Source organism: Cohnella rhizoplanae, assembly GCF_948329515.1.
GTDB lineage: Bacteria > Bacillota > Bacilli > Paenibacillales > Paenibacillaceae > Cohnella > Cohnella rhizoplanae.
In genome coordinates this window covers 189,487-203,591 of sequence record NZ_CAOJCN010000006.1, presented here as the reverse complement: position 1 = coordinate 203,591, position 14,105 = coordinate 189,487, and the positions used below count along the sequence as shown (strand labels likewise).

10 protein-coding genes are annotated in these 14,105 nt (G+C 62.8%); 1 reads left to right on the top strand and 9 read right to left on the bottom strand.

The genetic code is table 11. From position 1 onward, the window contains the following. Positions 1-109: 109 nt before the first annotated feature. From PQG80_RS12420 to hisD, 9 genes are all read right to left on the bottom strand, one after another. The gene (locus PQG80_RS12420; protein WP_271751660.1) at positions 110-1,393 is read right to left on the bottom strand and encodes an ester cyclase; all 1,284 of its coding nucleotides are present in this window, start codon (positions 1,391-1,393) and stop codon (positions 110-112) included. Between the two features lie 45 nt (positions 1,394-1,438). Further along, positions 1,439-2,821, bottom strand: a complete 1,383-nt coding sequence (locus PQG80_RS12415; RefSeq protein ID WP_271751659.1) for an amidase — start codon at positions 2,819-2,821, stop codon at positions 1,439-1,441. Then, complete coding sequence (locus PQG80_RS12410; RefSeq protein WP_271751658.1) at positions 2,799-4,040, bottom strand: MFS transporter; 1,242 nt, start codon at positions 4,038-4,040, stop codon at positions 2,799-2,801. Before PQG80_RS12410 ends, PQG80_RS12415 begins: the two co-directional genes overlap by 23 nt. A gap of 29 nt (positions 4,041-4,069) precedes the next feature. After that, positions 4,070-5,668 carry a response regulator gene (locus PQG80_RS12405; protein ID WP_271751657.1) on the bottom strand — a complete coding sequence of 533 codons (1,599 nt, stop codon included), beginning with the start codon at positions 5,666-5,668 and terminating at the stop codon, positions 4,070-4,072. Beyond that, positions 5,665-7,449 carry a sensor histidine kinase gene (locus tag PQG80_RS12400; RefSeq protein ID WP_271751656.1) on the bottom strand — a complete coding sequence of 595 codons (1,785 nt, stop codon included), beginning with the start codon at positions 7,447-7,449 and terminating at the stop codon, positions 5,665-5,667. The genes PQG80_RS12405 and PQG80_RS12400 overlap by 4 nt, the downstream gene beginning before the upstream one ends. Before the next feature lie 130 nt (positions 7,450-7,579). Continuing rightward, the gene (locus PQG80_RS12395) at positions 7,580-8,902 is read right to left on the bottom strand and encodes an ABC transporter substrate-binding protein (RefSeq protein WP_271751655.1); all 1,323 of its coding nucleotides are present in this window, start codon (positions 8,900-8,902) and stop codon (positions 7,580-7,582) included. Between the two features lie 109 nt (positions 8,903-9,011). Beyond that, positions 9,012-9,839, bottom strand: a complete 828-nt coding sequence (locus PQG80_RS12390; protein WP_271751654.1) for a carbohydrate ABC transporter permease — start codon at positions 9,837-9,839, stop codon at positions 9,012-9,014. After that, on the bottom strand, positions 9,840-10,706 hold the full coding sequence (locus PQG80_RS12385; protein WP_271751751.1) for a carbohydrate ABC transporter permease: 867 nt from the start codon (positions 10,704-10,706) through the stop codon (positions 9,840-9,842). Between the two features lie 401 nt (positions 10,707-11,107). Further along, a complete protein-coding gene (hisD, locus tag PQG80_RS12380; RefSeq protein ID WP_271751653.1) occupies positions 11,108-12,415 on the bottom strand; it encodes a histidinol dehydrogenase in 1,308 nt (435 codons plus the stop codon). A gap of 268 nt (positions 12,416-12,683) precedes the next feature. Here hisD and PQG80_RS12375 point away from each other — a divergent pair, with 268 nt between their 5' ends. After that, positions 12,684-14,090 (top strand): NAD-dependent malic enzyme, encoded by a 1,407-nt coding sequence (locus PQG80_RS12375; protein WP_271751652.1) that lies wholly within the window; start codon positions 12,684-12,686, stop codon positions 14,088-14,090. The last annotated feature ends 15 nt before the right edge of the window (positions 14,091-14,105 follow it).

Sequence of the window (14,105 nt, the reverse complement as noted above, 5' to 3'; positions counted from 1 at the left end):
GGGAGCCGCGTGGAAGCTTCGGTTTATTTCCGGTTGAGACTTCTTTCGCCCGGAGAGCTGCGATCAATGAAAAAGCCGCCAGGGCAAATGCACCCTGACGGCTTTTCGATTAAGATACGCCCGGAAAACTGCCGTCGCCGCCCGCGCCGGCGGAGGCGCCCGCCGCCGATGCTTCGGCGCCCGTCTCCATATAGATCTGCCGCAGCACGTCGATGCCGTCGAAGAGGAACCACTCTTCCATAATCTTGCCGGCCTTCACCTTGTAGTGATTCACGCCGAAGATCTCGATCGGCTTGCCGCTTGGCTTGCCGAAGTAGCCCATGCCCTCGTGCGTGCCCTGAATGCGCCAGCGCACCGCGACGTCCCAGTCCAGATCCGAGCCGCGCCGGTTGCAGGTGATCCGGTCGATATGCGTCTTGCCGTTCGGGATCGAGGCGAAGAAGCTGATGAACATGCCCTTGATCTCCTGCGAGCCCACGAGATCGCGATTGCAGACGTAGTGGATGACGGCGCTAGGATCATAAAATTCCTTTACATAGTTAAACGATCTGCGCTCCCAGACCCGGTTGATCATCTCCAGCATGAAGTCGCCGATCTCGAATTCGTCGAACTGCCGCTGGTAAGGCGCCGGAGGCAAGCCGATCTCCGCGGTCTCCGGGAACCCGAAGTGCAGCGGCGCGGTCAGCGTCTTCGTGCCCTTCGCCAGCCCCTTGGCGATCTCGACCGGATCGAGGCCCAGCTGCTGTACCATATGGAACGTATCCATCACGAGCCATTCCTCGTAAATTTTGTTGTTCAGGACCATACAGTCGGCCGTCGTGCGGAATACGACCTTCTTGTTCGTAGCCGGTCCGTACAGACTGTCTCCGATATTCGTGCCCATCGACTTGCCTCGGTGCGAGGTGAAGAACCCTTCCTTGTCGTCTCCGGACCAGATCACGCTCCACCCCAGCCCTTTGCGATCGGGAAATGCGTGCAGCGTCTGCAGCGTGCCCGACACGACCTCGTTCACCCCGTGGCTGTTGAGCAGCCCCTTGTGCACGGATACGTTGTGGCTGTAAGTTTCGTAGATGAGGCCGATATCTTTTTCCTTCCAAATTTGACGCGTGATCTTGACGATGTAATCGACGATGTTGTTGTAGGCAGGATCGAAGCCGGCCATGCTCTGCTTGCGCTGCTTGTCTTCGGGAATATGGATGTAATCGTAATCGTCGTTCGCGTCGATCATGTTCACGTCTTCGGCATCGGCATAGAACACGTTACTCTGCTTAATCCGACGAGGCGGCGCGGCAGGCGCGGCCCGGGACGCGGAGGCGATCCGTCCGGCTCCGTTCTTCGGCTGCTCGACGGATGCGGATTCGGCCGATTTAACTTCGCTGCTGTTCGTTTCCATGAGAATTGCCACCTTTTCGTTTGTATGCATTCATCGTAGAGGAGATCAAATTCGCTTAAGCCGGCTCTCCCGCTCGGCATAAAATCCGGGAAGCGCCGCCTGTTCGTAGGCATAAGCCACGTGCAGCGCCGTCTCTTCGCAGTGGCGCGCGGCGGCGATCTGCAGCCCGGCCGGCAGCCCCTCCGGCGTCAGCCCGCACGGGACCGACAACGCGGGATGTCCGGTCACGTTGTACAGGCAGGTGAAGCGGATCATGCATTCGTGGACCGATTCCGACACCCCGTCCGGGAACAATACCTCCTCCTGTCCGAGCAGCGTCGGCGCCGCCGGCATGGTGGGCGTGACGATCGCGTCGACGTCGCCGAACAGCGCGTCCAGGCCGCTTGTCATCTCGGCGCGCAGGCGCATGGCGTCCATATACTCATGCGCCAGCGCGGCGCGGCTGCGGGCGAACGTGTCCGCCGCGCCGTCGCCATACAGCGCCAGCGAGGCGGCGATGCGCTCGCGATGCACGTAGCCGACCTCCGGCGTGGCGATGCCTACGGCCACGTCGATCGCCCGATCGGCCAGCGGCAGCTCGACGTCGACCAGCACCGCGCCGAGCTCGGCGAGCGCCGCCAACGCCTCGTCGAACAGCGCCCGTACGGCAGGCTCGATTCGCCGGTACACGAGTCCGCGCGGCACGCCGATCCGCATGCCGCGGATGTCCGCACGGCACGCGCGCGCATAGGACCGCCCGGCTGCCGCCTCGAGCAGCAGCGCGACATCCGCGACGCTGCCGGCGATCGGCCCGACGTGGTCGAGCGTCCACGACAGCGTCTCGACGCCGTCCGCCGGGATCAGGCCATGCGTCGGCTTCAGGCCGACGACGCCGCAGCAGGACGACGGCACGCGGATCGAGCCCGCCGTATCCGTGCCGATCGAGCCAAGGCAGAAGCCCGCGGCGACCGAGGCCGCCGAGCCGCTGCTCGAGCCGCCGGCCATATAGCGCACGTCCCACGGGTTGCGCACGGCGCCGTAGAACGGATTGTCCGACGTAATGCCGAACGCGTACTCGTACAGGTTGGCCTTGCCTACCGCTACCGCCCCGGCCGCCTCCAACCGATCCACGACGGCCGCGTTGCGCGACGGGACACGTTCCCGGTCGATATGCGAGCCATTGGTGGTCCGGATGCCGGCCGTGTCGACGTTATCCTTGTAGGTGACGGGCACGCCGAGCAGCGCGCCGCCCCCGTCGCCGGACGCCAGCCGCGCCCCCGCCGCTTGCGCCTGCCGCCGGGCCGATTGGCCGGTTACGGTAATGACGGAGCGGTAAGCGCCGTCCGCCGTCTCGATCCGCGTCAAGCAATCTTCTGCAATCTCCTCCGGCGAGACCCACCCCTGCCGATAGGCTTCCTGCAGTTCTTTAATGGTCCTGTACGGCCCCACGGTATCCCTCTCCTTCCGAGCCGCCGGAGCGGCTCGCATCTCCGGGATGCGATTCGCTCCGGCGGCGATACAACAGCCATCCGGTCATGAGCGCGCCGAGCACGGACAGAACGCCCCACGCCGCGAATCCCGCAGCCTCCGAGACGCCGTCGACCAGCAGGCCAAGCAGCAGCGGGCCGGCGAACACGCCGACCGAATACATGCTCTGAAAAAAGCCCATGCGCATCGTCTTCTCCTGCGGGCGGGCGGACTCCAGCACGATCGACATCAAAACCGTGAATGCCATCCCGTACGCGATGCCCGCGACGGCCTGCAGCGCGAACAGCATGGGCAGCCCCTTGGCTGCAGCCATCGCTACGATGGCCGCGCCCTGGAGCGCAAAGCCCAGCACGCCCGTCCGGCCCAGACCCAGGCGGCGGTACAGCCACGGACAGAGCGCCGTGGACAGCCCGAACAGAATCAGATGCGTGTTGGCCAGCCAGCTGATCGCGATCGGATCCGCGCCGAGCCGGGCCGCCATCAGCGGCGTGAACGTATCCCGCGTCCCGTACATCGTCATCTGGACGACGATGCCGAGAAGCGAGATCGCCCACAGCCGCGCATCGGCGAATTGCGCCGACAGCGCGCGTCTATCCAGGCTCGCCCGCGCGCGTCCCGGCGTCCCGTCGTCCTTGAGGAACGCGGTCAGTGCAAGGGCAAGCAGGGCGGCGAACACCGCGACCAGAAATCCGGCCGAGTAGCCGAACGCGTGAATGACGAGTCCGCCGATCGTCGAGCCGGCAAGGGAGCCGAGCGGCGAGGCGACCGAGATGACCGCCATCGCCCTCGCGCCGTCCCGGGCCGCGAAGTAGGAAGCGAACATCACGGTATAGATCACCCAGACCGAGCCGGCCAGGCCGTTGCTCAGCTTGCCGGCGAACAGCGTCGCGGCGCCCGGCGCCAGATAGGCGATCGTCCAGCTGACGGCCGTCAGCGCGAAGCCCGCCTGAATGAACTGCCGTCGCCGCGACAGGAATCCCGAGACGATGCCGACCGGCAGCCTCGCGACCATCGAGGCGAGCCCCGTGATCCCCACCATGCTGCCGATCAGCACGGCCGGTATGCCGAGATCCGCCGCATACGAGGATACAAAAGGATCAAAAGAAGTAATGCTGATAAAAAACAGCACGCTTATCGCGAAAAACAACGCCGCCTCCGCGGTCCAACGCCTGTCTGCCATGATTGCCGTTCCTTCCCGCCGCCGGGCGATTAGCCAGGCCGCCCGCCCCGCCTGATCTCCGCGCGCGCGCGTACGTACTCGCTCGGCGTGACGCCCTCCGCCCGCTTGAACACCTTAATGAAGTATTTATCGTTCTGATAGCCGACGAAATCCGCGATCTCGTACACCTTCAGATGCGGATTCTCGAGCAGCTCCTTCGCCTTCTCGATGCGCACTTGGGTCACATAATCGGTGATGGTCAGCCCGAATTCCTGCCTGAACTTGCGCGAGATATATTCCCGGCTCAGGTAAAATCGTTCGGCGATCTCCTGGAGCGTGACCTCGCGCTTGTAATTCTGCCGCAGATAGGACTCGATCTCCCGGATGCTGTTTTTCTCCTTCTTGTACTTCACGTCGTGCAGCAGCCGGATCAGCTCGTGGAACTGCCTCCGCTTCTCGTCGCGGAACCGGCGCATGGAGAAGCTGCCGTCCTCGTCCCAGTACCCGTCGCCGCCGCCCAGCGCGCGGGTGTCGCGAATATCGTATTCCTGCAGCCAGCGCGCCTGCAGCAGCCGGTACTGGCTCTCCCAGTTGTGCAGCTGCTCGAAGGTCATGCCGCCCGACGCCCTGACGGTCTCCAGCATGCGATCGAGCAGCCGGTCCGCGCCCTCCGCGCTGCCGCTCTGCAGCGCCAGCGTCAGATCCTGCGCATAATCGACCAGGTGCAGCACCGGGCGCGACTCGACAACGTCGTGGCGGACCACGGCTCTCGCCTTGAACGCGCTCTGCAGGTCGCACCGCATCAGGGCCTCCAGCGCCGATTCATAGGCGTCCGCCGTCTGGCGCGCCTCCTTGCCTATGGCGACCAGCAGCTTCATCCGCGTCGCCTGCCAGATCCCGGCATGCAGCCGCTTGGCCAGCGCATCCGCGTCCTTGAGGTTCCAGGCCAGGACCGCCAGCTCGTCCGGCTTGGCCGTATGGCGGAAGGCGACGCCTTCGCCGCGCTGCAGGACTTCGCCGCACACGGGCAGCAGCGCCGCGAACGCGCGCTCCGTATCGCCCTCGGCCTTCATGGTCGCATAAGCGCGCACGGAGATCAGGAAGACCGTGAACAGGTCGCGCCCCGGCACCGCGCCGAACTCGCGCGCGAGCCTCTCGGCCGCCTCGGGCGCAGGCGACCTGCCGAGCAAACCGGACAGCACCCGGTCCCAGTACAGCGGCTTCGCGGCATTCGCGATTCTGTCGTTTTCGAACGCCGACCTGCGGCTGACCGCCTCCCGATGCCAAGCCTCCACCGCCCTGCCGAGCGTCTCGTTCAGGACGTCGGCTTCCATCGGCTTGAGAATATAGTCGAAGCTCCCGTAGAAGATGGCATTGCGCATGTAGTGAAAGTCGTCGTACGCGCTGATGACGATGGTCTTGCTGCCCTCGGCATGCTCGCGCAGCCACTCCAGCAGCCCGATGCCGTCCAGATTCGGCATATTCATATCCGTGAATATAATCTCCGGCCCGTGCGCCTCGATCAGCTTCTTCGCTTCCTCGCCGTCTCTCGCCTCCAGCACCTCGCCGATACCGAAGCGCTCCCAGTCCGCCAGCAAGCGCAGGACGCCTCTTACATGCTTTTCGTCGTCGATTATGATGGCTTTCATTGCCCTTCACCCTCCGCCGCATTCTCGATAGGAAGCCGGATCGTCACCCGCAATCCGCCCGTCTCGCCCTCCGCAAGCCGCAGGCTGGCGCGGGAGCCGTAATACAGCCGCAGCCGGAAGTACACGCTGCGAAGACCGATATTCGCCTCTTCCCCGTGCCGGCCCCGCCGATCCTCATGGAGCTGCGCGTACAGCTCCCGCAGCCGGTCGGGTTCGATCCCGCGCCCGTTGTCGGCGACGACGAGCACGAGTTCTCCCCCTTCCCGCCGGCCGTCGACGCGAAGCATGCCGACCTTGCCTCCGCTTAGATCCATGCCGTGCTTGAAGTAGTTCTCGATGATCGGCTGCAGCAGCATCTTGGGCACAGGGAGGTTCAGGACCGCGGCGTCGACGTCGATGGCGTATTCGAATTCGTCGTCGAACCGCTCTTTATGAAGCAGGAGGAACGCCTCGGCGTTGTTGATCTCCCGGATAAGCGCCACCTTGTCCTCGTCCGTGTTCATGCTGTAGCGCATGATCTTGGACAGGTTGGTCACGAGCGCGTACACCTGCGCCCCGTGATTTTTCAGCGCGAGCGCCCCGATCGACTGCAGCGCGTTGTGCAGGAAGTGCGGATTGATCTGGGACTGCAGCACCTTCAGCTGGTTCGCCTTGTTCTCGATCTCCAGCTTGTATTCCCGGTCGATCAGATGATTGAGCCGGCCGACCATCTGCCGGAAGCTCTCGCCGAGCACGCCGATCTCGTCGTGGCCCAGCGATTCGAAGCCGACCTGCATCTTGCCCTTCTCGATGCGGCGGATGTTGTCCAGCAGAATGCGCAGCGGAGAGGTCAGACGAAAAGAGAAAAACAGCGCGGCCAGCATCGCCAACGCGATGCCGACGAAGCCTATGGCGATGTTGATCTGCGTGATGCGGAAGCCCTGCCTGTACAGATTCTCATAAGGAATGCTCTTCATCAGAATCCATCCGCCGTCCGTCTTGGCGATCCGCTCGTAGAGGACGATCCCGCGGAAGCCGCCTCCGTCCCACTCGAGCGTGCCGCTGTCCCCCGGCAGCCCGCGAATCCGCTCGACCAGCTCCGGGTCCTCGTAGCCGGCATCCGAGCTGAATACCGGCTCCCCTTCTGAAGTCAGAATGGAGAAATACTCCTGCCCGGGCGTGTACAGCTTCTCGCTGATGCTCCTCACCATGGCAGGCCCGACCTCGATCGAGAAATAGGCGAGCAGATTGGTCGAAGGCGCGTCGGTCAAGGAACGGAGGATCGTAAAAGCCGTACCGGAGACGCCGCCTTCCTGAACCGCGCCGGGCACGGTCTCGATATATACGTGATTGGGACTCTCGTCCACCTTCGCGTACTCCGCCAGCTGCGCATCGGTGATCGCGGAGAAGCCGACCCGGCTTTTCGACACGAGGATGTTGCGCTTGTCCTTCAGTAGAGCGATCCGGACCAGCCGGATATTCTCGTTGGCGTACAGCACCTGCGTCAGCTCGTCCCGCACCGTCCAGAACGTCTCGTAGTCGTTCTCGCGGTCGGCCGTCCGCAGATAGTTGATAAAGGCAGGGTCGCTGTAAAACGACAGCGTGATATCCATCAGTTCGTTCATATAGCTCTCCAGATGCACGCTGCCGAGACTCATCAGGTTCACGTTCTCCTGCAGGAATTGATCCTTCAACGAGTCGCGCGTATACAAGTAAGTGAAGAGTACGGAAGAAGCGAACGGCAGAACGCTGATAAGGAGCAGGAGGATGATGAATTTGTTCCGCAGGCTTGTCCGGATCAACGGGATTCTCCTATCTTCGTCTCGTCGTAGTTGAATTCCAGTATATAAGAGTTCCCCTTCGCCCGACAGGCCCGCCGAGGCCGAAGAAGGAATGCCCGGGGCATCCCTTCTCGCGCTCGCGCTCGTATGATTACTTCAGGATGTTCCAGGACTCCTGCATCTTGTTTAGCACTTCGTCCCACTTGATCTTGCCCGCGGCATATTCCTGCAGCGCGGCGGCGAACTCCTTGTTCGCGCCGTCCGGCCAGCTCGTCCAGATCATCGGGATCGCCTTGCCCGCCTTGGAGAAGGCGACGATGTCCTGGCTGAGCGGGGACAGCTTATCCGTCGGAATGTTGTCGAACGCCGGGATGAAGCCGAACTGCTCGGTCATGTACCGCTGGCCGGCCTCCGAGGATACCATCCAGTCAAGAAACGACTTGGCGGCATCGACATGCGCCGAATCCTTGTTGACCGCCCAGTTGTTCGGCACGCCCGCCACGATGCGGTCGGAGCCGGCTTCGTCGTTTACAGGCATCGGCAGAATGCCGACGTTCAGGTTCGGATCGATGTCGCCGATCATGCTCTCGACCCAGTTGCCTTGCTGCAGCATCGCGGCCTTGCCGGAGGCGAAGAGCGTCACTTGCGTGTTGTAGTCGGTCGTGAGCGGGTTGTCGTTGCTGTACTTGATCGTCGTATCCATCAGGTTCTGGAACTGCTTGAAGATCTCGTTGGACGGGATCGTCGCCGCGCCGTCGTTCAGCTGCTGGATGAAGCCGGCCGGGTCGGCTTGCTGACCGAAGGCGACGTTCGTGAAGTGGCTGCCGATGATCCACCATTCGGAGAAACCGTTCGCGAACGGCGTGATGCCCGCGTCCTTCAGCTTCTGCGCGGCCGCCTGCAGTCCCGTCAGCGTCGTCGGCAGCTCGGTGATGCCCGCTTTGGCGAACAGGTCCTTGTTATAGAGGTAGCCGTAGCCCTCCATGTTCATCGGCATGCCGTACAGCTTGCCGTCGGCGTCCTTCATGCCGTCTCCGGTGCCGGGCAGCAGGTGGCTGACCCAAGGCTGGTCGGACAGGTCGGCCAGATGCTCCTTCCACAGCTGCATCTCTTTGGCGCCGCCATTATTGAAGATGTCGGGGCCCTCGCCGGCCGCGAACTTCGCCTTGAGCGCGTCCATATATCCGGTGCCCCCGCCGACCGTCTCGGCTTCGACCTTGATATTCGGATTCGCAGCCTCGAATTCTTTGACCATAGCTTCGAACTTGTCCGCGATCTCGACCTTCAGCTGGAACACCTTGATCGTAACGGGCTCGCCGCCGGCAGCCGGGCTAGCGCTGGCACTCGTGCTGGCGCTCGCGCTGCCCGAAGCTGCGGGCGAAGCATGGTTCGCATTGTCGTCGGAACTTCCGCAAGCCGATACCGCCATCGCCAGTCCTACCATCGATACGCCCAACATTCCAATCCGCTTCATCTCTCTACCGACCTCCTGATAGTGGGTTGCTCAAGCTATATATGATTCTTTCGGTCGCAGGCGGCCGCCAGAATAATACCACGATTGCGCGGGGACTTACTGCCGGTCCTTATTTGCCCGAGCCGGCCGCGATGCCTTTGACGATATGCTTTTGCAGCAGAAGCGAGAAGACGACGATGGGCAGCGTGCCGATGACCAGACCCGCCAGGCCGAGATCCCACTGCTTGTTGTACTGGGCGAACAGGGCGCTCATCGCGACCGGAATCGTATGCAGGTCGGCGTCTTGCAGCATCAGGCGCGGCAGCAGATAGTCGTTCCAGATCCATAGCGTATTGAGGATCACGACCGTCACGACGATCGGCTTAAGCAGCGGGAACACGATCCGCCAGAATACGCCGAACGGCGAGCAGCCGTCTACGCCTGCGGACTCCTCTACCTCCCTCGGCACTGACTTGATGAAGCCGTGGAAGAGGAACATCGTCATCGACACCCCGAAGCCGAAGTAGATGAACACGAGCCCCGGGATGCTGTTCACGAGATTCAGCGACGCGCTCAGCTTGACTAGCGGGATCATGATCGTCTGGAACGGGATGACCATGGCCGCGACGAACAAGACGAACAATACGCGGCTGACCTTGCCCGGCGTCCGGGCGAGCATCCAGCCGGCCATCGAGCTGATGACGATCAGCCCGACGTTGGCCAGGACGGTGACGAGAAGCGAATTCATGAACGCCCGCGGGAAGTGGAGCAGCTTCCAGACACGCTGGAAGTTGTCCCAGATCACGTCCTTGGGGAACGAGGCGGCATCGAGCAGGATGTTCGCGTTGCTCTTCACCGCGTTAATCAACACGAAGTAAAAGGGCACCATGAACAGCAGCGCGATGACGACGGCGACGATCTCCAGGGCGAACGTGCGGGAGGTGTATTTGTTGTCCAATTACGTTTCCACCTCCCGCCGCTTGGAGACCAGAACCTGCGCGAGCGTCACGAGCGCCACGACCACGAAGAAGATCAGGGCCTTGGCCGAGCCGATACCGTAGTGATTGTTGGTGAATGCTTCGGAATAGATGTTCATCGCCACCGACAGCGTCGAGTTGAACGGACCGCCGCCCGTGAGCGAGTAGTTCAGATCGTAAATCTTGAACGCATGCGACATCGAGAGGAACAGACAGATCGTGAACGCCGGCGCGATCAGCGGCAGGACGATCTTGCGCATCGTCGTCCAGCGGCTCGCGCCGTCGATCCGGGACGCCTCGAGGAGCGAGTTGTCCACGCCCTGCAGCGCAGCGACGTAGATGATCATCAGGTAACCGCTCTGCTGCCAGGCGAAGACGATGACGATGGCCCAGAAGGCCGTATTGGCGTCGCCGAGCCAGGGAAGCTCGAAGAACGGGATATGCGTCGCGCTGCCGACGGCCGCGAACCCTTTGACGAAGATGAACTGCCAGATGAAGCCGAGCAGCAGGCCGCCGATGACGTTGGGCATGAAGAAGACCGTGCGGAGCGCGTTCTTCGACTTGAGCGCCCCGTTGATCATCAGCGCCAGCCCGAGACCGATGACGTTGCTCGCCAGGACGGCGACGACCGTGAACTTGGCGGTGAACAGGAAGGAATCCGCGAACTTGCTGTCGTTCGTAAGGATTCGCTTGAAGTTATCGAGTCCTACCCAGTCGACGGCGGAGCTGACGCCGTTCCAGGAGGTAAAGGAATAGTAGATCCCCACTGCGAACGGGATCAACTGGATCAGCAGGAAACAGAGTACCGCGGGTCCGACGAAGGCCGTAAATACAAGCCATTTGCTCAGCTTCGCTTTGCGGACTTTGGAGGCGCGAGGCTGGCCGTCGGCTTGGGCGCGCGCCGCGGGCCCGTCGTTTGTCTTTTTTCGATTGGTTTCCGCAAAAGCGTCTATGGCGCCACACCTCCGATCTGTGTTGTGATGATTGCTTCTGCTTCCAATTATATAAGGGGCCACTTGCACTGAATATCAACGCTATTGACGGAATTGGTGCACGTAATTGACTTTATGTGTTATTAAAATTAACATCACATCGACTTTGGCGCTACGACCTTATATTGACAGCGGTTACGACAATGACCTGCATGTCACCTAAGCTCGCGCTCTCTTCAGGAACGCCCCGGGGAATACCGCCCCGCCGCACATCGATGAGAACGATGTCGGCAGGACGGCAGGACGGCCGGGACCGCTTAGAACTGCGCGACCTCGAGGACCGCTTCGGGCTTGGCGTCAAGCTCGCCGGTCAGACGGATATTGGCCGAGCGGAGATGGCCGATCAAGCCCTCGCGATACGACTGCCTTACGCAATGCGGTGCCAGACGTTCTACGCCTTCCTGAGCGACGCGCTGGTAGGTCACGACCTTGAGGAAGGTGCCGACCCATACGCCGCCGGTATACTTGGCCGCGCGGCTCGTCGGCAGGATGTGGTTGGTGCCGCACACCTTGTCCGCGAAAACGACCGTGGCTTCTTCGCCGAGGAACAGCGAGCCGTAGTTCGTGAACTTGTCGCGGTGCAGATAGGCGTCCTTGATCTGGATGTGCAGATGCTCCGATGCCAGATCGTTGGCCTCTGCGATGGCTTCCTCGAGCGTGTCGGTCACGATGACGCGGCCGCGCTTCTCCCAGGACGCGCGGGCCGTCGCGGCCGTCGGCAGCGTCTCGAGCTGGCGCTCGATCTCGGCCATGACGGCCTCGGCCAGCGGGCGGCTCGTGGATACGAGGATCGCCTGCGTGTGCACGTCATGCTCCGACTGCGCGAGCAGATCGGCAGCGACGTACGCCGGCTTCGCCGTCTCGTCGGCGACGACGAGCACCTCGCTCGGCCCCGCCAGCAGGTCGATGCCGACCGTGCCGTGCACCTGGCGCTTCGCCTCGGTGACGAAGCGGTTGCCCGGGCCGGTGATCTTGTTCACCGGCTTGATGCTCTCGGTGCCGTAGGCCAGCGCCGCGATCGCCTGCGCGCCGCCGACGGCGAAGATCTCGTCCGCGCCGGACTGGTGCGCCGCGAGCAGAACGGCCGGGTGGATGCGGCCGTCCTTCATCGGCGGCGTGCAGACGCGGATCTGCGACACACCGGCGATCTTGGCCGGGATGATCGCCATCTGCGCGGAGGAGAGGAGCGGGTACCGGCCGCCGGGGACGTAGGCGCCGACGGCTTCGATCGGGATGACGCGCTGGCCGAGGAATACGCCCGGGATCATCTCCTGCTCGAACTCGGTCAGCGTGCGGCGCTGCGCCTCGGCGAACGCCTTGATGCGCTCGATGGAGAACGCCATATCCTCCAGCAGCGTGAGGGGCAGCTGCTTGCGCGCCGCCTCGATGTCCGCTTCCGTCGCCTTGAGCGTATCGAGCTCGACGTTGTCGAACTGCTTCAGGAACGCCTTCAGCGCGGCGTCCCCTTCTCGTTGCACCCGGTCGATGATAGAGGCGACCGTACCTTCCAGCTGTCCCTTTTCCATCGGCGTCATCGGTTCCTGCTCTTTTACGATCTCGATCATTGCTGCTCCTTCTTTCCATGAGAGGTTGGGCTGCGTGTATCCTAATTATAGAGAGACCCCTCGCATGAAAACAGAAACGGGATTGACGAAAACGGTATACTCCGTTGATTCGTGTTAATTTTGATGACATATCCGCTGGACACCGCGACGCCCCCTGGTGTATCGTCGAAGCTGCTTGAGACTCGGCCGGACAGGAACGGCGGTCCTCCCCCCGCTCTTTCTTCCGGCCGAGCCCTATCCTATTAAAACGTCTGGCAGGTGGCGCATCGTGTCCTTTAACAGTATGGTCATTCGTCTGGAACTCGCCCACGACCGGGTTCACTTCGGCGCGGTCGCTTCGGTCATCGGCAACGCGGGCGGCGACATCACGTCGATCGACGTCATCCGGTCGGGCGACGGCCATTCCGTGCGCGATATCACCGTCGCGGCCGCGGACCACTCTCACGAAGCGATCGCGGAGGCGCTCCGCGGCCTCGACGGCATCCGCATCGTCAATCTGTCGGACCGTACCTTCCTCGCGCATCTCGGCGGCAAGATCTCGATCCAGCCGAGCATGCCGATCAAGAACAGGGACGATCTGTCCCGCGTCTACACCCCCGGCGTCGCACGGGTATGCTCGGCCATTCACGAAGATATCGGAAAAGCGTATACGCTCACCATCAAACGCAACACGGTCGCCGTCGTGACGGACGGGTCCGCCGTGCTGGGGCTGGGCAATATCGGCCCGCACGCGGCGGCGCCCGTCATGGAGGGCAAGGCGATGCTGTTCAAGCAGCTCGCCGGCGTCGACGCCTTCCCCATCTGTCTGGACACGCAGGACACGGAGGAGATCGTCCGCGCCGTTCGTCAGATCAGCCCGATCTTCGGCGGCATCAATCTCGAGGATATCAGCTCGCCCCGCTGCTTCGAGATCGAGCGGCGGCTGGCCGAGGAGTTGGATATCCCGGTGTTCCACGACGACCAGCACGGGACGGCGATCGTCGTGACCGCGGGACTGCTCAATGCCCTCAAGGTCGTCGGGAAGCCGATCGGCGGCATCCGCGTCGTCGTGAACGGCATCGGGGCTGCCGGCGTATCGATCTGCAAAATGCTGCTCGCGGCCGGCGTGTCGGCGCTCGTTCCGGTGGACCGGGGCGGCGCGATCGTGCGCGGCCGGCGCTACGATCATCCGGAGTGGGACTGGCTCGCCCGGCAGCCTCAAGTCCAGGCGCAGGAGGGCGGACTGAAGGAAGTCATCCGCGGCGCGGACGTATTTATCGGCGTATCCAGGGGGCGCATCCTCGGCGAGGAAGAGGTCAAGAGCATGGCGAACGACCGGATCGTATTCGCCATGGCCAACCCGGTGCCGGAGATCGATCCCGAGCTGGCCCATCCGCATGTCCGCGTATTCGCGACGGGCAGAAGCGACTACCCGAACCAGATCAACAACGTGCTGGTATTCCCGGGCATGTTCCGGGGCGCGCTGGATTGCCGCGCCTCCGCCGTCAACGAGGAGATGAAGATGGCCGCCGCGCGCGCCATCTCCGAAGTCGTGACGGACGGCGAGCTAAGCGAGACCTACATCATCCCGAGCATCTTCAACGAGCAGGTCGTCGCGAACGTCCGCAAGGCCGTGATCGCCGCCGCCATCCGTACGGGCGTCGCGAGGCGCGTTCCCGCGGACTTCGGCGCCTAGTCGCTTAGATGCTAA

Coding starts and splice junctions, on each gene's coding strand:
- PQG80_RS12410 (WP_271751658.1), bottom strand. CDS start 4,040: ATGGCAGACAGGCGTTGGACCGCGGAGGCGGCGTTGTTTTTCGCGATA.
- PQG80_RS12405 (WP_271751657.1), bottom strand. CDS start 5,668: ATGAAAGCCATCATAATCGACGACGAAAAGCATGTAAGAGGCGTCCTG.
- PQG80_RS12395 (WP_271751655.1), bottom strand. CDS start 8,902: ATGAAGCGGATTGGAATGTTGGGCGTATCGATGGTAGGACTGGCGATG.
- PQG80_RS12420 (WP_271751660.1), bottom strand. CDS start 1,393: ATGGAAACGAACAGCAGCGAAGTTAAATCGGCCGAATCCGCATCCGTC.
- hisD (WP_271751653.1), bottom strand. CDS start 12,415: ATGATCGAGATCGTAAAAGAGCAGGAACCGATGACGCCGATGGAAAAG.